Source organism: Mesorhizobium sp. LCM 4576, assembly GCF_001854815.1.
GTDB classification, from domain to species: Bacteria; Pseudomonadota; Alphaproteobacteria; order Rhizobiales; family Rhizobiaceae; genus Mesorhizobium; species Mesorhizobium plurifarium.
On record NZ_MDDT01000051.1, the window covers coordinates 25,224 to 46,165 of the forward strand.

At 60.0% G+C, this 20,942-nt stretch carries 18 protein-coding genes and 2 pseudogenes; 12 read left to right on the forward strand and 8 right to left on the reverse strand.

Annotation, left to right across the window (positions count from 1 at the left end; all coding sequences use genetic code 11):
• Nucleotides 1–59: 59 nt before the first annotated feature.
• The 4 genes from nifW to LCM4576_RS25135 are packed head-to-tail and all read right to left on the reverse strand — an operon-like array spanning nucleotide 60 to nucleotide 3,195.
• Nucleotides 60–440 carry a nitrogenase stabilizing/protective protein NifW gene (gene nifW, locus LCM4576_RS25120; protein WP_071035223.1) on the reverse strand — a complete coding sequence of 127 codons (381 nt, stop codon included), beginning with the start codon at nucleotides 438–440 and terminating at the stop codon, nucleotides 60–62.
• The gene (gene nifV, locus LCM4576_RS25125) at nucleotides 424–1,644 is read right to left on the reverse strand and encodes a homocitrate synthase (protein WP_083361517.1); all 1,221 of its coding nucleotides are present in this window, start codon (nucleotides 1,642–1,644) and stop codon (nucleotides 424–426) included. Before nifV ends, nifW begins: the two co-directional genes overlap by 17 nt.
• Nucleotides 1,641–2,858 carry a cysteine desulfurase NifS gene (gene nifS, locus LCM4576_RS25130; protein ID WP_071035224.1) on the reverse strand — a complete coding sequence of 406 codons (1,218 nt, stop codon included), beginning with the start codon at nucleotides 2,856–2,858 and terminating at the stop codon, nucleotides 1,641–1,643. Before nifS ends, nifV begins: the two co-directional genes overlap by 4 nt.
• A gap of 16 nt (nucleotides 2,859–2,874) precedes the next feature.
• Nucleotides 2,875–3,195, reverse strand: a complete 321-nt coding sequence (locus tag LCM4576_RS25135) for an iron-sulfur cluster assembly accessory protein (protein ID WP_071035225.1) — start codon at nucleotides 3,193–3,195, stop codon at nucleotides 2,875–2,877.
• A 593-nt stretch (nucleotides 3,196–3,788) separates the two neighbouring features.
• Here LCM4576_RS25135 and LCM4576_RS25140 point away from each other — a divergent pair.
• Both LCM4576_RS25140 and LCM4576_RS25145 read left to right on the forward strand, forming a co-directional pair.
• Complete coding sequence (locus tag LCM4576_RS25140) at nucleotides 3,789–4,850, forward strand: hemin-degrading factor (RefSeq protein WP_071035226.1); 1,062 nt, start codon at nucleotides 3,789–3,791, stop codon at nucleotides 4,848–4,850.
• Between the two features lie 910 nt (nucleotides 4,851–5,760).
• Nucleotides 5,761–6,558, forward strand: coding sequence for a calcium-binding protein (locus LCM4576_RS25145; protein ID WP_071035227.1), 798 nt, complete (start codon nucleotides 5,761–5,763; stop codon nucleotides 6,556–6,558).
• A gap of 224 nt (nucleotides 6,559–6,782) precedes the next feature.
• Here the strand turns inward: LCM4576_RS25145 and LCM4576_RS37340 are convergent, their stop codons facing one another.
• Complete coding sequence (locus LCM4576_RS37340; protein ID WP_244510915.1) at nucleotides 6,783–6,917, reverse strand: transposase; 135 nt, start codon at nucleotides 6,915–6,917, stop codon at nucleotides 6,783–6,785.
• Between the two features lie 156 nt (nucleotides 6,918–7,073).
• Nucleotides 7,074–7,355, reverse strand: a complete 282-nt coding sequence (locus tag LCM4576_RS37805; protein WP_052459196.1) for a transposase — start codon at nucleotides 7,353–7,355, stop codon at nucleotides 7,074–7,076.
• A gap of 667 nt (nucleotides 7,356–8,022) precedes the next feature.
• On the opposite strand from LCM4576_RS37805, the gene LCM4576_RS25155 reads away from it, so the two are divergent.
• The 6 genes from LCM4576_RS25155 to LCM4576_RS25175 all read left to right on the forward strand — a co-directional run bounded on the left by LCM4576_RS25155 (nucleotide 8,023) and on the right by LCM4576_RS25175 (nucleotide 14,225).
• A complete protein-coding gene (locus LCM4576_RS25155) occupies nucleotides 8,023–9,201 on the forward strand; it encodes a cytochrome P450 (RefSeq protein ID WP_198540311.1) in 1,179 nt (392 codons plus the stop codon).
• A gap of 47 nt (nucleotides 9,202–9,248) precedes the next feature.
• Nucleotides 9,249–9,458, forward strand: coding sequence for a ferredoxin (locus tag LCM4576_RS35220; protein WP_083361518.1), 210 nt, complete (start codon nucleotides 9,249–9,251; stop codon nucleotides 9,456–9,458).
• Between the two features lie 212 nt (nucleotides 9,459–9,670).
• A complete protein-coding gene (locus LCM4576_RS25160) occupies nucleotides 9,671–10,312 on the forward strand; it encodes a nuclear transport factor 2 family protein (protein WP_040971493.1) in 642 nt (213 codons plus the stop codon).
• Nucleotides 10,313–10,625: 313 nt separating this feature from the next.
• Nucleotides 10,626–12,224, forward strand: a complete 1,599-nt coding sequence (locus LCM4576_RS25165; RefSeq protein WP_071035229.1) for an SDR family oxidoreductase — start codon at nucleotides 10,626–10,628, stop codon at nucleotides 12,222–12,224.
• Nucleotides 12,225–12,530: 306 nt separating this feature from the next.
• Nucleotides 12,531–13,583 carry an LLM class flavin-dependent oxidoreductase gene (locus LCM4576_RS25170; protein WP_071035230.1) on the forward strand — a complete coding sequence of 351 codons (1,053 nt, stop codon included), beginning with the start codon at nucleotides 12,531–12,533 and terminating at the stop codon, nucleotides 13,581–13,583.
• A gap of 27 nt (nucleotides 13,584–13,610) precedes the next feature.
• Nucleotides 13,611–14,225, forward strand: a complete 615-nt coding sequence (locus tag LCM4576_RS25175; protein WP_071035231.1) for a nitrogen fixation protein NifQ — start codon at nucleotides 13,611–13,613, stop codon at nucleotides 14,223–14,225.
• Between the two features lie 796 nt (nucleotides 14,226–15,021).
• Here the strand turns inward: LCM4576_RS25175 and LCM4576_RS37345 are convergent.
• Nucleotides 15,022–15,717, reverse strand: a pseudogene (locus LCM4576_RS37345) (TniB family NTP-binding protein).
• Nucleotides 15,718–16,187: 470 nt separating this feature from the next.
• On the opposite strand from LCM4576_RS37345, the gene LCM4576_RS25190 reads away from it, so the two are divergent.
• From LCM4576_RS25190 to LCM4576_RS36015, 4 genes and pseudogenes are all read left to right on the forward strand, one after another.
• Nucleotides 16,188–17,378 (forward strand): hypothetical protein, encoded by a 1,191-nt coding sequence (locus tag LCM4576_RS25190; protein ID WP_244510916.1) that lies wholly within the window; start codon nucleotides 16,188–16,190, stop codon nucleotides 17,376–17,378.
• 265 nt (nucleotides 17,379–17,643) lie between these two features.
• Nucleotides 17,644–17,937 (forward strand): GNAT family N-acetyltransferase, encoded by a 294-nt coding sequence (locus tag LCM4576_RS37810; RefSeq protein WP_407067402.1) that lies wholly within the window; start codon nucleotides 17,644–17,646, stop codon nucleotides 17,935–17,937.
• Between the two features lie 255 nt (nucleotides 17,938–18,192).
• Nucleotides 18,193–19,081, forward strand: a pseudogene (locus LCM4576_RS37350) (IS3 family transposase); the annotation flags it as partial.
• Between the two features lie 727 nt (nucleotides 19,082–19,808).
• Nucleotides 19,809–20,291: a hypothetical protein gene (locus LCM4576_RS36015; RefSeq protein WP_108703021.1), complete on the forward strand. Its 483-nt coding sequence runs from the start codon at nucleotides 19,809–19,811 to the stop codon at nucleotides 20,289–20,291.
• A 232-nt stretch (nucleotides 20,292–20,523) separates the two neighbouring features.
• Here the strand turns inward: LCM4576_RS36015 and LCM4576_RS37355 are convergent, their stop codons facing one another.
• The gene (locus LCM4576_RS37355; RefSeq protein ID WP_244510917.1) at nucleotides 20,524–20,676 is read right to left on the reverse strand and encodes a hypothetical protein; all 153 of its coding nucleotides are present in this window, start codon (nucleotides 20,674–20,676) and stop codon (nucleotides 20,524–20,526) included.
• Nucleotides 20,677–20,942 lie beyond the last annotated feature (266 nt).

A 20,942-nucleotide genomic window follows, 5' to 3' on the forward strand; every position in this document is an offset into this window, starting at 1 on the left:
GTTCACGACGACCGGATGTGTCGGGTTCTCGACATTGTCGCGTCGCAACCATGTCACTCTCATTCTTTTGGGAACCGCTTCAGTACGGACTCGAACGGGACGAAGGTGCGTCCCGGCCTGGCGGGCTTGTTCGGATCGCGGTCTTTGAGCACCTTGAAGACCCGGTGCGTGAGTGGAGAGGAATTCGCGAAGTCCTCATAGGCGCGTTGCAACGTGGCGCGTACCCGCGCCGCGACTACCTGGTCGGGCAGATCGGATAGATCTTCTTCGGCAAGATATTGGCCCACGCGCTTCATGATATGAAGCCGTGAGACATTCAGCACCTTTGGATCATAAGAGATCCCGAGGAGCGCGAAGAACTCCTCCGCGGCCGACAGGCCCTTCAGTCGCGCGAGGATGTCGGTAACATCGATGGGGTGGCCGTCAGCGGAACAATTCATCGCGCTCTCCCCGGTCGGACAACTGTGGTGCGTTGTGTACGTCGCCCGCCTGGCCTGGAACTGCGATATGCGCGAGGCGTGCCTCGCTGCACATTCCATCGTAGAGCTCGACCAGTTGAGTTGCTGTCACGATCGATTTGGTCTCGGCCGCCTTGCGGCGGACGCGAGCCACGATTGCGGCTGCCAAATCCGGGTCGAGATCGCGACCGCTTTCGCTCAGCACGCGGGCAATCGCGGTGGCACCGGAATGCTTGCCGATGACGATACGCCGGCAGCGGCCCACGAGTGCCGGGTCGAGCCCCTGATAGGCGCGCGCGTCATTCAGCAGCCCTGCGACGTGAGTGCCGGACTCGTGGGTGAAAACATCGGCGCCGACGACCGGCTTAATAGCCGCCGTCTGCCGGCGGGCGGCGCAAGCCACCTGGGCGGCGAGGTCGGGCAATGCGGTCAGCTCGATGCCGGTATCGGCGCCGTCGATGACAGCCATCGCGGCTGCTACTTCTTCCAGCGCGGCATTACCCGCACGCTCGCCGAGCCCGAGGACGGTGACGGACGCATGGCGCGCACCTGCGCGGATCGCGGCCARCGTGTTGGCGGCCGCAAGGCCGAGATCGTTGTGCGCATGAAATTCGAGGTCGATTTCAGACTTTGCCATGAGCCGGGCGACGAGTTCGAAAGTCGAGAACGGGTCGAGAATGCCGACCGTGTCGGCAAGCCTGACACGGCTTGCGCCGGCGCGCGCAGCCGTTTCGATGACGCGGGCAAGATAACCGCTATCAGCCCGCGAGGCATCCTCGCAGCCCACAGCGACGAAGAAGCCACTGGCGGCTGCGCGCCTCACCATATCCTCGATGAGCTGGAGCGCTCCCGCCCGATCGAGGCCGAGCTTGGCGGCAAGTTGAATGTCCGATGCAGGCAGTGACAGATTGACGGCGCCGACGCCGCTCTCGATCGCTGCATCGAGATCCCGCGCCTTCATCCGGCACCAGGCCATCAGCCGAACCGGGAGACGCCGCGCGACCGCGGCGCGAATTGCTTCGATCTCGTCGGCGCCCATGATAGGCGTGCCGATCTCGATCTCCGGGACGCCGGCTGCCACAAGAGACTCGGCGAGCTCCAGCTTTTCCGCCGTCGTAAAGGCGACACCGGGCGCCTGCTCGCCGTCGCGCAAGGTCGTGTCGTTGAGGAAGACATCACGGCTCATGAATGGCAGCCTGTTCTGCTGCCGGTCAGGTACATACAGGATCGAACGTCTTCGGGACTTCGCCCACGCGACCCAGAACCAGGAGAGTCACGCAGCTTCTCCACGATTGCCGGCATGACCTCAAGCACCCGCTCGACGTCTTCTTCGCCGTTGTCGCGCGCAAACGAGAAGCGGACTGCCGCGTGTGGTATCTGCATCGCRCTCAGGACATGGCTGGGTTCCATTGAGCCGGAGGTGCAGGCGGAGCCGGAGGAACAGGCGATGCCCACGCGGCTCAGCAGATGTGGGATTCCATCGCTTGCGGCATGTTCAAAGGTGATGTTTGCGGTATTTGGCAACCGTTCCATCAGATCGCCAGTGACATAGCTGCTTGGGATGCGCTGGAGGATCTCATCCTCCAGGCGGTCGCGCAGCGACTTTACCCGTGTGGTCGCGTCGTCCATGAATTTCAAAGCGAGTTCGGCTGCCATGCCGAGCCCGATTATACCGGGTGTGTTCTCGGTACCGGCACGCCGGCCGTGCTGTTGGTTTCCGCCCTTGATCAGCGAGCGGAAGTGCACGCCACGCTTTATCCAAAGTGCAYCGATCCCTTTGGGGCCATGAAGCTTGTGGCCGGAGAGCGACAGCATGTCGATAGCGGTCGATTTCAGGTCCATCGGAAGCTTGCCGACCGCCTGCACTGCATCGGTATGGAAAAGGGCGCCAGTTTCCTTGGCCAACTCAGCGAGCTCGGCCACGGGAAAGATCGTGCCGGTCTCGTTGTTCGCCCACATGACCGAGACGATTGCCACACGGGGYGAGAGGGCTGCCTTGTAGGCGTCGAGGTCAAGCCGGCCACGACGATCCACGGGGACCGTGTGGACCTTGACACAGCGAGTCTGTTCAAGATGCGCGCACAGCGTCAATACGGCGGGATGCTCGACCGCGGACGTCACGATCTCGGTTCGGTCGGGCGTGACCTCGAGCGCCGAAAGGATCGCTGCATTGTCGCTTTCTGTTCCACCCGAGGTGAAGGTGATCTCATCGTCGAACTGCGCGCCGATCAGYGCCTGCAACTGCCGCCGCGCCTTTTTTATGGCCGCACCGACTGAGGAGCCAAACGCGTGCGTCGACGAAGGATTGCCGAATTGATCCGTGAAGTACGGCAACATCGCTTGCACAACGTCAGGATCGACCCGTGTCGTTGCGTTGTTGTCGAGGTAGACAGGCTTCATACCGAACAGTCCCCAGTTAACTGAAGGACTTGCCACAGCCGCACTTGTCCCGCGCGTTGGGGTTGTCGAAGACAAAGCCGGAAGAGTCGAGCCCGGTGACGAAGTCGACGGTCATACCGGCGACATAGGGTTGGGAGTCTGCGTCCACAAACAGCTTGATCCCATCTGTCTCCGTGATCACATCGCCCTGGCGCGAGACGCTCTCCAGGCCCATTATGTATTTGAACCCGGCGCAGCCGCCGGTCTGGACCATAATGCGAAAGCCCTCCGCTTGCTCGCTGGCGCGGGAAAGAGCGGTCTTGACGGCGGCAACAGCATTGTCGGTGAGCGTGATCATAGCAAGATATCTCCTCAATCCGTGACGTCTTTGCGGATCACGCTGCAGGGACCGTGCCAAAGAGGAAAAATCCGTTTCAACACGCCGCGATCCCTCTAGAGGCGCTATCAATCTTGTTGGCTGAAAAGAGGTCGGACAACCGACACGCACTGTCGGGTTTGTCGAGTACGTCACACAAAGTGTCCGGCCTCGGTTCCCACTGAACTCTCACATAAATCATTGATGAGCTGCGGAACTTTTTTGCGCTTGTTCAGGCGAATTGGCACGACTTTTGAGGCGCTTATTGGCGGTTGCGGCAAAAACCGCCGAGACAAAAATCATGCTGCGAGTGCCCTCGCGATCGATCGAACGGAGCAAGCCAAATGTCAGGGCTGGGGCAACATGTCAGGGCTGGGTCAGAACCGCTCTGCGCGGGTGGAACCGTTCCCCGCCGCTTTAGACGACACGCCCGGTTTCGATGGCGATCACGCTCTCTCGCCAGCAGCGCCCTGCGGACGAGCAGGAGGTCGGCATCAAGCACCACGCTGCGCTCAGTCGACCGGACCACCGGCGGGGCAGCYGATCCTCAACAAGCAGATGAAGGTCGTTAACACATGGACCAGCGTGAGAGACTATCGCCGCACGAAATCCGGCGGGCGCAGCAAGACAATCCTAAGATCCGTGAGCACGATCTCGCCGCCCGACTGGGTATATCGGAAGCGGAACTGGTCGCCGCGCATTGCGGTCAGGGCGCAATTCGTGTCGAGCCGCGTGTCAATGATCTGCTGACCGGCCTCGGGGCGGTCGGCGAGGTGGTGGYGCATACCCGCAATGAAAGTGCCGTGCACGAAAAGATCGGCGTCTACGACAAGGTGGTCACCGGCAACAAGCATGCTCTGGTCCTTGGCGACGACATCGACTTGCGCATCTTCCCGAAAGTGTGGGCGCATGGCTTTGCTGTCGAGAAGCGCAATGGCAAGGACGTTAGCCRTAGCCTGCAATTCTTTGATGCCGCCGGCAAGGCGATGCACAAGGTGCAACTCGGACCCRCCTCAAATCTCGATGCTTATCAGAAGCTGGTGGCTGAGCTGGAATCCTCGAACCAGGAGCCGATCATAGTATTCAAGGCGAGCGGAGCCAACGATGACGCAGAGGTCCCTGACCAAGCCACCACGGTGCAGGATCTACGCGAGTGCTGGAGCCAGCTGACGGACGTGCATCAGTTCTTCGACATGTTGAAGCGACTGAAGCTCAGCCGCCGCGAGGCGGTGCGTATGGTCGGCGAGGTTTACGCTTGGGCGCTCGAAAAGGACGCCATCGGCGCCATGTTTCAACAGGCGGCCGAAGATGAAATGCCGATCATGTGCTTTGTAGGCAATCGTGGCTGCATCCAGATCCATTCCGGTCCAATCAAGTGGGTCAAAACAATCGGGCCGTGGATCAATGTGCTCGACGAGACCTTCCACCTGCATCTCGGGACCCATCACGTCCGCGAGATCTGGGCCGTTCGCAAGCCGACCAAGGACGGTCACGTCACCTCGCTCGAAGCCTACGACGCCGATGGCAAGATGATCGTCCAGTTCTTTGRCAAGCGCCGCGAAGGCGAAGGCGAGCGCGAGGACTGGCGGTTTCTGGCCGAGACCCTGCCACGCATTCCCGGTCCGACCGCTGCATGAGKCAAGACCCATTGCATGTTGTTTTCCGTTTTCGCTCGGCGCTCGCGCCGGAGCTCGGCATTCTGCTGGCCATCGCTTTGCCTGCGGAGCGAGTGAGCGCGTAGCTATTGCTTCCCGTGCTGTCACAGATCGTTCGATCGTCGCAATCGTCTGCGCGCTTGGCGGGGAAAGACATCTCGCCGCTCGAAATTCGACGAGGTACTACCCGAATTCCGCTGAAGGTTGACCGATGTCGGCCACGTGCGTCAGCTGTCGGCGAAGGTTGTTTTGTCGGTCAGTCTGTCCAACATTGCGGCCGTGCTCCAAAACGAGGTCCATGCATCGTTCAAGTAGCCGTCCTCAAAGCACCAAGGTCCTTGGTTAGGCCATTGCTTGCTTGTGATCTGATGCGCAGGCGGGAACAACTCTTAAATCTGGCGACAGCAGCCGGTGGGCAGATGGAGTGATCTCTGCCGCGGATCGAAATGCCCTGGCCGCTTGCCGCGCACTGTGGAGTGCCGCRCCGGATCGCTTTGCTCGGCCATTCCACCACGTTGCGTCAAACCGCTGCAAGGACCAACGATCATTCTGCCCCTGCTTCCACCGCGGAAGGCGCCGGCTTCGATAAGGTCCTGCTCAATGACCACATTWCCTGGAAAACAATTTTCCAATCACGTTTCACCGATACCAAGGCGGAGGCCTCCACTAGCGAGCGGGAGAGCAGGACGCCCTCGGGCCGCGGATGTTTTCCGGCATCCACTGGCACCCGCCTCGCGTCATTGCGCGCGCGACCTGGTGCATGGCGCACCCGAGGATGACACATCCATCGGGTAAATATGTAGGATCGGAACAATCAATTTTGCCCATAACCTGAATAGAGATATGAAAAGGTTCAGGTGGCGTGGGGACGCATGATTAAGGAGTGTCTCTGATGGCTATCCATGGTAGTCCGCGCGACAATGCCCTCTTCGGCACCAATGGTGACGATGTGATCACAGATCCCGACGGCAATGACTGGATTGACGCTCTTGGGGGTAACGATTCCATTTCGGCGGGGCCTGGCAATGACMGAGTCTTCGGTGGCACGGGCAATGATCATGTGTTTGGCGAGGAGGGCAATGACTACCTCTACGGCGACAACGGGCGAGACGGACCGCACATCACTGCTGAGGATAATGACAAGCTCTACGGGGGTCCGGGTAACGACACCCTCTTTGTTGGTGACGGCAGGGATTTTCTGACCGGGGGCACAGGCAGCGACACGTTCGTGTTCCAATTCCACAACCCGATCCCTGGATATGACCCGCGTTTCGGGCCGGACCCCGACAATACCTCGATCTTGGATTTCAATCCGGCGGACGACACTTTGGCCTTCGATGCGGTCGGCCTGGGTAGCGACGGTTTTGGCGCAAACTTCGTCAACCACGCCAGCTCACGGCCTGGCCATCCAGTTGAYACCTTCTACAGCGGCGACGCTGCGGGCGCGAACGGCGAGCATGTCCTCGTGCTCACCAACTCGTTCAGCAACGGCTCCCAAGCTGCGGATGCGATCTCCAATGAGCATACCGGCGACATTATCGTTTACTATAATCCGTTAACCAATTCAGGGAATCTGGCCTACGTCACCTCCGATAACCATGCCGACGATTTTGCTCATCTTAGTAATGTCCAAAGCGTCGCGAATCTGGCCGGGCTTGGGTTGAGCGCATGGGACTTTAACTTCGTCTGATCCGCGGGAACCGTTTAGGACGCGATGCGCTACCGCGTAGATAAATAGATAAACCGCCTCTTTGCTTCGCGCGGATCGCCTCTGTGGCTAGTTGACGGCGCGGCTATCGCGCTTGCCCTTGAAAAGGCCGGAAGATCAGCGTGCCACTGCCTGCAGACTGATGTGCCGAAAGGGCTTAAGTGGCAAGGTTTACTATCTTGCCCTTGCATGGCCCATCGTTCTGCTCAAGCAGCAGYGGCGCCGACGAGGCGCATGATGGCCTCATTGGGGAAGATGCCGACGACCTCGGTGCTCCATTCAATTTCGCCGTTGAGCGGCTCGACCGATATCTCGATGCGGTGCTCTTTGACGAAGCTCATGCCGGCAAGCACGTCATGTTCAGTCTCGTTCCTCGATGATGACGAGCTTGAGGATTTTTGGCCGGATCTGGACGGCAACGATCGGTCTCCTGGGCTGGTGGCGATGAAGGCCGAGACCATGCGACGGCCGCTCTTGCCGATGCGCCAGTAAGTCTTTCATGAAATGTACCCGCCGCCCGCCAGCGCTACCAAGTAGCTGGAGCACCTTCGAGACCGCCGGCAGACGCTCCCAGGGACGTCGAGGACGACAAGCTTGACGTCTTGGAAGCCGCGGCTCGTCAGTTTGCGCAGGAGCTCGGTCCAGGTCGGCTTGGCCACTGGTGCCGACCTCATGCCAAGCACCTGGCGGTCGGTGGCGACGCCRACGGCGATAATCACCGCAACCGAGACGATGCGKCCGCCGCGGCGCACCTTCAGACAGATCGCATATATCCACACCTACGGCCAATCGTCCTCGATCGGCCACTCAATCAAGCCTCCGGCCTCCCGTCGTTTGCGAGGTGAGAAAGCCGAATGGCTGCGGTACTCGGCGACGACCGCAATGCTGGCGCGTCGGCGACCAAAGAGTCTCAACATTATGACAAATCGGCAGAAGAGCCCCAGAAAGAGTGTGCTGCAGTCCCCGTGTCGGGTATTCGACAAAGCTGACAGCAGGTGTCGGTTGTCGGACGTTTTGCCGGGAGACATATGGTCATCCTATGAGCGGCGGTTCCAGTGGTGGCTGAGCCATAGACCGGTGCAGYACCATCGATACGGCCGAGCCGGCACGCAACTTGCTTAGATGATTTCGGGGCGCAAACAGCAATGCGTCACGGAGCTCAGCGACGATTGACCAGTCTCTCAACTTCAAGGGGATAACCAGTGGGTTACGCTTTAGAACCGCGGCACCAAGCAGGAGCCTTTGCTGCTTGAATGCGCAACCGATCTCTTGCGCTGGTGCGCAGTTTGGTTGCATCGCGCAACGACACGCTAGAGCTGGGACTTACCGGGTGCTGGCCAATCGACCTTGAGATCGGGCTGCAATCTCAATCTAGCGCATGAACGCCCAGCGTTCAGGAGAAGAGGCCAAATGGAAAATCCGGTTCCAGATCATGTCCCGCCCGAAATGGTGAGGGACTTTAGCCTGTTCACTTCGCCGGGCATGTCACCGACTCCCAACGGGGATCCCCACGCGGCAGTCGCTTGCGTCCATTCCGGYCCGCCTATCTTTTATTCACCCCTCAACACGCGCGACGGCAGGGGCACCTGGGTGATCACCCGCGCCAGCGACCAGCGCCGGGTGCTGCAGGACACCGAAACTTTTTCCAGCCATCGCAGCATCTTTGCCTCCGCCCTGGGTGAAAACTGGCCGATGATCCCGCTTGAACTCGATCCCCCGGCCCATGGCGCCTTTCGCTCATTGCTCAATCCGCTGTTTTCGCCAAAGCGGGTGGCGGCATTGGAGCCGGCTGTCCGTGAGCGGGCAATCAGGCTCATCGAGGGGATCGCCGCATCGGGCACAAGCTGCGATGTCATGAAGGATTTCGCATTTCCGTTCACGGTAAACATCTTCCTTCATCTCCTAGGGCTCCCGGATGACCGAATCGACACATTTGTCGGATGGGGGAGAGATCTGCTCCACGGCGACGATGTGAAACGGCCGGCCGCGGCCCGGACGATCGTATCCTTCATTGATGAACTTGCAGCCGCCCGCCGCAATGACCTGCTTGACGATTTCATGACGTTCGTCGTGCAGGCACAGGTTGAGGGCCGCCGCCTGACGAAACAGGAAGTACGCGGCGTCGGCGTGCTTGTCTTTGTTGCCGGGCTCGACACTGTTGCAGCAGCCATAGGCTTTGACCTGGCCTATCTTGCGCGCAACCTCAAGGATCAGGAATTGCTGCGCAGCGAACCAGGCCGGATCGTGGCCGCGGCTGAAGAATTGCTGCGCGCCTATCCGACCGTTCAGTTGATCCGCGTGGCAACGAAAGATATCGACTTCGAAGGCGCGCCGATCCGCAAGGGAGATTATGTTTCCTGCGCCACGATGATCGCCAACCGCGACCCGGCGGAATTCGAATGCCCCAACACGGTCGATCTGGCACGAGAGGACAACCGCCATGCCACCTTTGGCTATGGTCCCCACCGTTGCCTTGGCTCACATCTTGCCCGACGCGAGATCGTCGTTGGGCTGGAGGAGTGGCTGGCGCGCATCCCCGCCTTCCGGATCAAGAACGGTACGGCGCCCATCACCTCTGGCGGCCATGTGTTCGGAATCGAAAATCTGATTCTAGACTGGTCCTGACCAAGCCCCGCCCCGAGCCGAGGTACAAAGACAATGGAGGCAGCGCCATGCVCATCATCGTCCAAAATGCCAAATGCCAGGGTCACGCGCGATGCGCGGCGCACGCGCCACACATCTTCAAGCTCGATGACGCGGGTTACATCCTGCCCGGTAACATCGAAGTTGCGGAAGGGGAGGAACTGACTGCATCGCGGGGCGCGCGATCCTGTCCCGAACGTGCACTTAAACTCGACCGGGAACCCTGCAGCACGAGTTGAACCTGACTCATTCCACCAAGAGTACGGCGGGCATGAAAGGGATCGCCCAAGCGGCCCAAACGGGACCCGAGCCAGGCGCCTTCCGTTCTACCACCGTCCTCGTCCAACTGCGCAGGGGCATCTGCGGCATCGAGATGCCCCGCAGAATGCGCAAACGCCAAGGTGCGGTTCGCAAAACACCTCTTCCGATCACAGAATCCGTGGCAGAGCCGATGGAACAGACGAAAATTGCCCAACTAATCGACCGTGAGGCGATCCGCGACTGCCTCTATCGATACTGCCGCGGGATCGACCGCGCCGATGAAGCGGCGCTACGCAGCGCGTACTGGCCCGATGCGCATGACAATCACGGGGCCTATTGCGGTCCTGCAGAGGGGTTCATCGAGTTTGCACTCGGCGTCTTCAAGGCCGGACCCCGCAACATCCACCAGATCACCAACATCCTGATCGAATTCATCAGTTCGTCAGAGGCTGCGGTCGAGAGCTATTTCACCGCGCTACAACGCGCACCAGATCAAGACGGAGACGTGCGCCAGACGCTCCTGTGCGGCCGTTACTGCGATCTGTTTCACAAGAGGGAAGCTGAGTGGCGGATTGCCGAACGGACGGTGGTCTACGATTGGATAGAGGAGCAGCTCCCACCAGCGGGCGTTGAGGCAGAACGGTTCGGCCCGCGCCGGCCGATTGGAGCACCGCATCCGGACGATCCGGTCTACAGGTTCGGAAAGCGTCGCATTCCTTCTCGCCATGACCCTTCGGAGGCGTCGAACGATACAGCCGCATCCGCCGAGGAGACTGAAGGCCCTGACAACTTTGCGATGCTACAGCGATCCCGGCGAAAGACGGCCCGGTGAAGGGGCGCCAAATTGCATTGCYTTTCTGCCCGCGACGCCGTGAGCGATCGGATCTCTCCCACGAGCCCGCCGACGACACGGTGTCCACAAATTTGCGGGACCTGGCAGCGCCGACCATCGAGGCAAGCTCCTGTCCTTGGCCGGTCCCGCAGCAGCCTCGGCGACCTAATCGGAAGTTGGACCGCTGCCGCATCGCTGCGTCGTCTTTCCGGTTCCGCAACTGGCCTTCGCCAGGACGCGCTGCGACGCATCTTTGCCGCTCAAAAATTGATTGGCTGAAATCRCTCAAGGGAGCGCGGGAGAAGTCCTCAACATGCAGACAGGACGTATTGTCATCATTACGGGCGCCGCGGGTGGGATCGGGCGTGCCCTGGTCGAAATTTTTGCCAGGGATGGAGACACTGTCGTTGCGGTAGACCTTCCTGGCAGCGGTGTCGTTGAACTGGCCCTCCGTCTCGGCCACCCGCATCTCGGCCTCGAGTGCGACGTCTCGCGGGAGGAGGATGTGCTCGCGCTTTACGGTCGGATCGAAGCACAGTTCGCCCAGATCAGCGTCCTCATCAACAACGCCGCGATGGGACCCACGATGGCTGCGAGCGTCGAGACTGGTGTCGACGCCTTCCGCCTCGCCCTGGCGGTAAACTTGATTGGACCGTTCGTCATGGCCCGCGAAGCGGCGAGGCGCATGAGGCGGGGCGGCGCCATCGTCAACGTCGCTTCGATGGCGGGTGTCGTAGGCAATCCCAAGCGCAATGCCTACGCGGCCTCGAAGGCGGGCCTGATCTCGTTGACGAAGTCGCTTGCATGTGAGTGGGCTTCTCGCGGCATTCGCGTGACGGCGGTAGCGCCCGGCTACGTGCGCACGCCGATGGTGGCGGAGCTGGAACGCGCGGGCAACGTGGACCTAGCGGCCGTGCGCCGCCGCGTGCCGCTGGGGCGTTTGGCGCGCCCGGACGAGATCGCCCTCGCCGTGCGTTTTCTGACCAGCTCGCAGGCACGCTACATCACCGGTTCAGTGCTGGCGGTCGACGGAGGCTGGATGTCGTTCAACCAGCCGGGGGATGCGCACCCGCAGGTGAATGGGATACCCCAAGCCGAACTCTGCTGTCCGGCCGAACGCACCGACGCGCGAATCGTGCTCGTCACCGGCGGCGCGAACGGCATAGGCGCGGCCGTCGTCCGCCGCTTTGCAGCAAACGGCGATACCGTTGTGATTGCTGACAGAGATGGCGCTGCAGCGGCAGAACTCGCTGCATGGCTCCGCGGCAACAACCCGGCCAAAGGCGTGGATGTGGCCGTCGAGAGCGAGGTGGTAGCGCTATTCGAGGAGCTGCGGGCGCGCTTCGGGCGCATCGATGTGCTCGTCAACGGTGCTGCTGCCGCCGACACTTTGGTGTTGGGAATCGAACAAATACCGGAACACATCCAACACGTCTTGGATGTCAATCTTACCGGGGCCTTCACCTGTGCTCGCGAAGCGATCAAGGCGATGCGCGCTGGCGGCGTGATCCTCAACATCGGATCGATCAACAGCTTTCTGCCTTTCGCGCCGCGCCATGCCTACGGTGCCTCCCAGGCGGGGCTGGACATTCTGACCCGATGCCTGGCGGCCGAACTCGGGCCGGTCGGCATACGGACGGCCACAGTCGCTCCTGGCTTCATTTGCACGCCGGGCATTGCTCAGTTGGCGAAGGTCGGCCGCATCGACATGAAAACGATCGCACGACGCATCCCGATGGGCAGGCTGGGACAGCCGAAAGACGTCGCTGACGCAGCGTTCTTCCTGGCTTCGTCCGCCGCCTCATACGTCAACGGCTCCATCCTTTACGTGGACGGCGGCTGGACCTCGTTCGGTGATGCAGGAAACGCCTGCGAACTCGATAACGAGTATTTTGCGGAGGCCGCATGTTGAGTCTCGACTATTCGCCAGGCGACCGGCCGCGGCTCATCGAAGCCGAGTTCGACCAAGGCTTCTGGGTCCGCTTGGGYGCCGCGCTCGCGCCGCTGTGACCGAAGATGTCGTCCTCGGCGAGACGAAACGTCGGTCCTCATCGCTGTCGAAGCAGTTCCAACCGCTCGGTGCGCCTGCAACCGCCGAAAGCCTTGCCGCATGACCACGCCGCCGCCAAGGGCAAGATCGAGGCCGCGGCCAAGCCTTGGGTGGGTACTTAGCGCAACTMCCGACCGTGCCCACTCCCTCCACAGACAAGGAAACACCATGGAATTCGCATCCTTCATCCTGGCGGCCCAGCGTGGTTATCATCAGTCTTGCGAGAGCGTGATCCGCAACTCCATCGAACAGGTGGTCGTTTCGGAACAGGCCGGCTTCGATACGGCGTGGTTCGCGGAGCACCACTTCAACAATTATAGCCTTGTTCCCTCGCCCTTGATGATGGTGGCGCACTGCGCCGGCGTGACGAGTACCATTCGCCTTGGCACTGCCGTGTGCGTGCTGCCGCTCTATCAACCGCAGCGCCTGCTTTCCGAGATCGGGTTCGCCGACATTGTTGCGAACGGCCGCCTCGAGCTTGGCATCGGCTCGGGATACCAGCAATTCGAGTTCGAGCGCTTCGGCGTCAATATCGATGAGGCGCCGGCGGTCTTTTCGGAATATTTGGACATCCTTCTGAAGGGCCTCAACCAGAACATCTTCGAGCACGACGGCCAGTATGAGAACATTCCCCCGACGGCGATTTCGCTGCGCACTGTCCAGAAGCCGACCCCGCCGATCTGGATCGCCTGTGGGACGGCCCGCATGGGCCGATCCTATCGTGAGGGACACAATCTTTTTGTGACGGCATTCCACAACGGCTTGGAGGCTTTGAGCACGCTGCGCGAAGCCATCGAGAAGGCGGCGGCTGTCGAAGGCAAGAATGTCACGGACGCCAAGATATCTTTGCTACGTTGCTGCTATGCCAGCGAGGAYGAGGCAGAGATCAATAGCTATCTCGACAACGCCCGCTTCCAGCGCCGGCTGTCTGAAGCATTGCATCAGCGCCGCCAGCAGAGCCTGGATGGCTATCTGCTAAAAGAAACGCCAACGCAGCAAGATATGTCATTCGCCACGATGCGCCGAAACCTGCCGATCGGCAGCGTGAATCGCGTGATCGATCGCCTACTGGAAGAGATCGATATCTTAAAACCCAACCAGATCGCAATTCAGACCCAGTTGGGGGATTTCGACCAAAAGACGATGCTGCGCCAGATCGAGCTCTGGGGRGACAAGATCATCCCGGCAGTCAACAAGTCGCTCGCTCATAAGGGAGGTTGATGGGACAAAACCAGGAGAATGAAACCCATGCTCGCCCACCACTGTGRCCGCCTTTGCGCTCGCCAATCGCCGCGGTTGAAGCTGGAGTTTGATCAGCATGTGCTTGCCTGCGTGCTTTCGTGTGCGCTCGAGGAAGTCGAGGCCGGCGAGGCGACGGCGACGGAGGCAACCGGTCTTTCGCGCGCCGAGCTGCGCGATGTCCTGGCCCGCAGCTTCCCCACTTTCCCCTTCAAGGCTTTCGCCCTGGAAGAGGTGGGCGAGCCCGAGYCGGACCCGGAGGAAGAACTTTTGCGCGAGCTGCTCCTGGCCCATGCCTTGCCGGGCGACCCGGCAAGCGTCCGGTTTGCCAAGATCATCGCCCGGCGCGCCATGCGCAATGACCATCTCTGGCAGGACCTTGGACTTTTCAATCGCGCCGAGCTCAGTCGCCTGCTTGCCACGCATTTTCCGACCCTGGCGGCCGGTAACACCCAAAACATGAAATGGAAGAAGTACTTTTACCGCAAGCTTTGTGAGGCCGAAGGGTTTTCGCTATGCACCGCGCCCAGTTGCCGGGAATGCAATGATTTCGCAAGCTGCTTCGGTCCGGAGGAAGGCGAAAATCGCCTCGCACGAATCAAAAATGAAATCGCATTGGATTAAGAGCCGCTTTCGTCAGTGGGAGAACGCGGCCAATCTTGATCGCCATCGAGCCGTAGACGCTTTTCCCGACGACGTACACGGGAGGAGGGATGTTCATCGTCTGATCGAGGTGCGCGGGGGTCGACTTGGCTCGAGTGGAGACCTCTTGTTTCGGAGGTCGGGTCGATTATATGTTTGGTAAACCCAGCGAGCGGGCATTGGGCTTGTCCCTGGCACCAATTCGGGTCACGTGTAGTCTCTTAGAGAGATTAGGCAACCCCACAGAAAACACGCTGAAAACGTAGAACCCAAGAACTGCCTGCCCTCCACAAGGTAGGCCGTTTCGCATTGGGTTAACGGGCTGTTAACCCCCGGCCTTTGACACTTGGAACAAAACGTGTTCGACCAGCCGGTCAAAAACTGGCACCCTGTTCGTGCTTTGTTCCGATGCAAGCTGGAGCAAGGAAACTGTTGAAAACAAGTGCGATGGACAGGCAAATCAGCCGCGCTAGCTCAACTTGGGTTCAAAATCAAACAGCCTAGCTGAGGAGGTCAACTAATGAAGGTTCGGGTCAGGCACATAGGGCCAGCGACGCACCCTAGCGAGGTAGTGGTTTCTGTGGACACCACTACCGGCRCCGAACATTTGGTTGTGAATCAACGCTMACTTAAGGACAATAAACTAGAGATTGGCTACCCAATAAATAGTCTCGATTCGAACCTGCTTGTTGAGCTTCCTCGCGAAACCATCAATGGATCGTGGAGAGTTTGGGTGCCACAGGCCTCAGTAGAATAGCCATGGAGGGGCGGGATGATACTAACCGACAGGGAAATTCAAATCGCCTTGCAAAACGAGGCGATCATAGTGGATCCCGCCCCTGACATCTCCTTCTACAGCTCGACCAGCCTCGATCTCACTCTTGATCGACGCCTGACCCTTTTCAAAGACCAGAAGACAGGCATTAACCTTTCCATTGATCCTTCGCAGAAGGGATACAATCACGAAGAGGTAATGGCGGAAATCACTACGCCCGTCGATATCGATGAAGAGCACGGGTTTGAATTCCTGCCCCACCGTTTCGAACTGTTCGTTGGCAGCCCATCGGCTCAGAGTGAACTGCTCGAACCGGCGCGCAAGCTGGACGTCGCCGCTGATGGCCTCCCGCGCCTCGTTGACACCGAAGCAGACCAGCGAGACCTGCAGGCGGTTGCTGAGGAAGCGTAGCGTGTTCAGAACGATGCGCTGCTCGCGATAGGTTCAGGCGAGGATGTTGCGCACCTCGTCGATGACCAGCACCTGTACGCCAATGGCCTCCATGATCCGCAAAGCGGCCTGTTCCATTTKGGCGACGTCGGCGCGTGGGCGCTGTGGCGCRCCGAGAAGGGTGAGGAGTTCAGCGTAGAACCGGCGCTCACCGGGTCGGCTGGTCATTTCCATCGCGAGGACCGGAGTCCTCAGCGTGCCGGTTATGGGGCTAAAGCTCGGCGGGTGCTCGTCCCGGAAGCGCTTCATGATCGTGTCTTGCCCATGCCGCTGTCCCCATAGATTGCGACGGAAGGCATGCGCGTGCCCCCCTCTGACCAGCCTTCTGTTCAATCTTCCTAACGGCCGTCGATCTCGCCATGCGGCGCCTCCCCGATCCCCATTCGCCTTAGGCGTGATCTGTAGAGCAGACGATTGCGTCCATTCCCACGTATTCGACGAATGTTTTACAGTTCAGCCGCGTGCGGTCGCAGACGCGGTTGTTCGAAAGCCGACGCTCAGGCTGCGAGTATTTCCGCCGGTGGGGGCCACGCCTGCCCATGTTTTCCTGTCTTTCAAGCAAGGTCCGCAAAAAACCTGTGTTGGCATACCGGTTGCAAACCGAAAAGGACCCGCACGGTCCTCGCGGTCCCTACGCCAGAGTTCAAATGAAACTTCCAAGCTGAGTGCAACTCCGTCGCGCTTGACTTCCCAGGAAACACCAAAGGAGTCCTGAAGAAATGAACGTGCCAAGTTATTCCGCGGCCTCGCCAGATCAGCGGGCCGTGCGCGGGATATTTTCTCACCTAGCGGATCGCATCGATCGCCGCCTGCGAATACGCCCGCTTGGGATTATTAGCGATTTTGTCGCCGACCAACTCCCGCACCGTATCGCGGAGATCAAAAATAGTGAACAGCGAGCTGAAGCTGTCAAGGCGCTTGGGCGTARCATCAACGCCATGCTAGCGGCAGGGGACCATGAGGCGCACCTGCTGAATCTGACACAGTCGGAGTTTGGGGTAGCCAAGACAGATATCCAATATCTCCTCAATATTGTTTACCAGATGTCTGCATTTGCGGGACTTAACCATTACGATGCCGAGTTAACGGTGGGAGAGCGGCTGAGGCGCATTGCCGCCTTAAGTTGCGAGCGGGAGCCTAGCATAGATGTTCTTTCCTATGAAGATATGATCCTTACCAATCCGGTGGAGAGCGATCCGCGCGTATATTGCCTCGACTCAGCTGGCGTCGAGGAGCGAGATTTTTGCCTGGGTCATCAACTCATTGAGAGAGATTTGCAATTCGCAGTGGACACCCTGCTTGAGTTGCGTGACCAGGTCGGGGCGGATGCGCGCTGGTGTCTTACACTGTGCCTAGAGCGCCTGGAGTCGGCGAATTACATTCTGACGCGCTTTCATGATCATATGTCGCCCGATCTATTTGGCGAATTTCGCGAGTTCTACGGAAAAAACCCTTACAAGAATAGGCTGGCGCCAAGTGGCCGATTCTCGGCCCGCGTTGTCGCGGTTTCTGTACTACTCATCGGTGAAGAAATCTTCCGCAAAAAACCGCAATTCTATAGGGATGTTTATCGGCTGTCGGAATACTACCCGCGAGGATGTATTGGTGCGGTCTTTGACTGGTTGTCTCCAGATAAGAGCAGCACGGGCGCCCAGCCAGGCTGGCTTAGAGGGAAAGCGGCCTTTCCTAAAATAGCAACCGTCTCGCCCGTGATAGAGCGGAAAAGCACTCAAATCCGAGAGCTGTACGCGTCCTGTGTCGATGCGCTGGACCGGTTCACCCGGATGCACCGAAAGTCGGCTTTGAAATATACGATTGAACCCGGTCGCCCCATCGCCGGAGTTGAGGCGTGGGAAAGCATGGACGCTGTGCTTTCACAGCGGCTGTTAACGGCGGCGGATCAAAGCTAACAGGCACAATCGTCTGGGTGAGCRCRATRCCAGCCTCGCAGGCGTCCAATAGGTGAGGTCGATGTTTCAAGACGACGTGATCTTTCGTAGGTTTGAACGTGAGGATGTCGATAATGTATGGCACCTGCATAGGAGTGCATCTGAGGCTGTTGGTGTGTATGGTYCGGAAGGGACGTGGGAGGATGATTTACGCAATATCGGAGAAGCATATATCGAATCTGGCGGAGACTTCGTAGTTGCGCATATTGGTCCCCAGTTCGCAGCTATGGGCGGATTGCAACCTGTCGGYGATGAAATCGCAGAACTCAAGCGTATACGGGTCGATCCCGCCTTTCAACGACGGGGGCTTGGAAGAAGGATTGTTAGCGAGTTGGAATCGCGAGCCGTTGCTCTCGGATTCAAATGCATAGTGYTCGAGACGACAACGATCCAAGTAGGCGCTCAAAGACTCTATGAGACGGCCGGCTATATTCGTCGCGGGGAGGGGAAGTTGCACGGATACGCCGTGATCTTCTACGAAAAGCGTCTCTCCGGCCAGGATGCTCTTGGTTTCTGCTGAGAAATGCCCCACCATCCGCTGCATGTATGTTTCGAGATTCAGGTTGTAAGTGGGCGCGTCTCTATGCGGACAGACAGACCTTCGGTTCCGAGTTCACCGACCGCGTAACTGCCTCGGTCCGATGAGCCGCAGTGTCCGTTCTGAGGATGGGGTGTGACCTGAGACCCTGAACTTCCTCCAGATTTGGGTAGAGTCCGTCGATCACGGAGACGGACGATGCGACCATCACGGTTCACGGAAGAGTAGATCATCGGGATGCTGAAGGAGCAGGAGGCGGGCGCGAAGACGGCTGATGTCTGCCGCAAGCATGGCATCTCGGCAGCGACCTTCTACAAGTTCAAGGCGGCGGGATGGAGGTGTCCGACGCCCGTCGCCTGAAGGCTCTGGAAGATGAGAACGCCCGGCTGAAGAAGCTCCTGGCCGAGGAGATGCTCGACAACGCGATCCTGAAGGATGTTGCCGCAAAAAAATGGTGACGCCCGATGCGAACCGGAAGGCGGTGGCTCATGCCTGCAAGGCGTATGGGGTGAGCCAGCGTCGGGCGTGCCGCCCTGAGGATCGATCGTTCGACCGTGCGCTACACCGCCATCCGTCCGGACGACGCTACGTTGCGCGAGGCGATGAAGGCTGTGGCGGCAGAGCGCCGGCGGTTCGGTTACCGCAGGGGATCCACGTCATGCTGGACCGGCAGGGCATCGTGATGACCCAGAAGAAGCTGCGGCGGCTTTACCGGGAGGAGAAGCTCCAGGTCCGCAAGCGTGGCGGCCGCAAGGGAGCGCTGGGCACACGMAGACCGATGCTCGTTCCGGATTGCGCCAACTCCCGCTGGAGCCTGGACTTCGTCTCCGACACCTTCACCGACGGCCGTCGCTTCCGGGTGCTCGCCGTGGTCGACGACTATACGCGGGAGTGTCTGGCGCTGATCRCCGACACCTCGCTGTCGGGCCTGCGCGTTGTGCGCGAGCTCGACACCATCATGCGCTGGCGCGGGCGGCCCGCCATGATCATTTCGGACAACGGCACAGAGCTGACCCCCATGGCGGTCCTGCGCTGGTGCCAGCAGACCGGCGTCGAATGGCACTATATCGCGCCGGGTAAGCCCATGCAGAATGCCTTCGTCGAGAGCTTCAACGGGCGCCTCAGGCTTCGTGGTAACCTGAAGTCACGTCGGCGCGGCCGGCCGGCGAGAGTGGCGGGAGGAGTTGACGGGGACTTGCCATTGCAGAGCGCAGTCGATCCGCCGGCGTCTCAGGAAAAGGCTCCGACCACGGCCGGGCGCCGGATCAGGGAATTAGAGCAGAAAGTCGGGCAACAGCAGCTCGATCTCGATTTCTTTTCGCGAAGCCTTGCGGCATTTCGAGGAAGATCAGCGCCGGAGCAGCGCTCCTGGCGAGACGGGATCTTCAAAGTCATCGAAAAGATGACGGCCGGCCTGTCGCAAGGCGAATTCAACATCGATCGAATGTGCTGGCTCGCTGGCGTCAGCCGCGCGAGTTATTACCGTCACTGGCTAGATTCGGCCCCTCAATCTCACGTGATGTTATGTCCGACGCTCTCTTCTCATCTTTCCTCATGTTTGACCGGCCGCCTGCGCCGATCGCCGGACGGCGCACGTCGGGCGGCGCTAGGGCGCAGGAGCGCCCCAGCCGCTCCGTCTCCGACGATCGCGAGCTTCTTGTCGGGGCGATCCGTCGCGCGCTTCAAGAGACAGCGCCGGCCGTGGCGGCGCCAGCAACTGCGACCTCGACAGGATTCGTGGATCTCGCTGCCGCGGCCGCTGACATCGGCATTCCGTCGTGCTTCAACTCAAGCCCGACTTAGACGAAGGACGCCGAAGCGCGGTGCGCTCCTTCCTTGAAATAGTTGTCCGCGTGAGTGCCACGCTTGACGAAACACGCCTCGAGTCGACGATCGGCAAGCTCGCGGAGGTCCTCCTGCCCGATGAACTCGCCGACGCGCGTGGAGCACTGGCCTTGGACAACCTCGAGCTGCGTGATCGATTCGTCTCGGAGGTCCCCCAGCTCACGAGCGCCGAGATCGGAGCACAGGCGGGCCTGAAGACCAAGAACCCCTATGCGACCGCAGCGCGCTGGAAAAAGGCCGGCAACATCTTCTCGGTCCAGCACCGCGGCAAGGAGTATTTCCCGGCTTTCCAGTTCCGCGAGGGGCGGCCGCACCCCACGATCAAGAAGGCGCTCGGGGCACTTCCTCCCCGGCTGTCTGCGTGGCAACGTGCCTTCTGGTTCATGTCGACGAACGGCTGGCTGGCCGACAAGGCACCCGCCGATATGCTCGACGATCCGCAGTCCATCATCGCAGCCGCTGAACGAGAGGGCGAAGAGGTGGTTGGGTGAGCGTGTCAAGYGTGCGCCCGCCGCCCTTTCCCTTTCCGAGCATCAACACCCAAAAGGTCACGAAAGGTAGCGTCCTACATCGGACGCGCGGCTCCAGTTTCCGGCCGGCACAGTTCAACCCATGCATTGGCCAGCCGACGCGGTTTGCTCCTTTTCAAGATTCCGCAGGCACATGCGTCCCGACGCTCTACGCGGCGACATCGCGGGAGGCAGCGGCTTTCGAGTCGATTTTTCACGACATCAAGACCACGCCGTCTTCAAGAAAGCCCGCCTCGACGTCATCGAATCGCGCAGAGTAAGCCGCATAGCACCGAAGCGCGATCTGCTCGTTGCCGGCCTGTTCGCGCCGGATCTCAAGGCGTGGGGCATAAGCCGCGGCGATCATCGAAACGCCGAAATCAACCTACGGTCAGACTGTTCTTTGGGCTCAAGYGATTCACGGCGCCAGAGAGGACGTTGACGGCCTGCTTTGGACATCTCGACAGTGCGACCCAGATCGATGCGTAACACTGTTCGAGGGCGAAGGAGATTTCGAGGTTCACGACAGCATCGAGGTCGGCTTCGACGCGGACCTGTTGCTCGAGATCCGAGCTTTCGGCCTGCGCGCCGGCAATACCATCATTTCGTGAGCATACGTTAATGTTGAAAACA

Excerpts from the sequence above, each read along its gene's own strand:
- nifW (WP_071035223.1), bottom strand. The coding sequence starts at position 440 with ATGAATTGTTCCGCTGACGGCCACCCCATCGATGTTACCGACATCCTC.
- LCM4576_RS25135 (WP_071035225.1), bottom strand. The coding sequence starts at position 3,195 with ATGATCACGCTCACCGACAATGCTGTTGCCGCCGTCAAGACCGCTCTT.
- LCM4576_RS25160 (WP_040971493.1), top strand. The coding sequence starts at position 9,671 with ATGGAACAGACGAAAATTGCCCAACTAATCGACCGTGAGGCGATCCGC.
- LCM4576_RS25165 (WP_071035229.1), top strand. The coding sequence starts at position 10,626 with ATGCAGACAGGACGTATTGTCATCATTACGGGCGCCGCGGGTGGGATC.
- LCM4576_RS37355 (WP_244510917.1), bottom strand. The coding sequence starts at position 20,676 with ATGATCGCCGCGGCTTATGCCCCACGCCTTGAGATCCGGCGCGAACAG.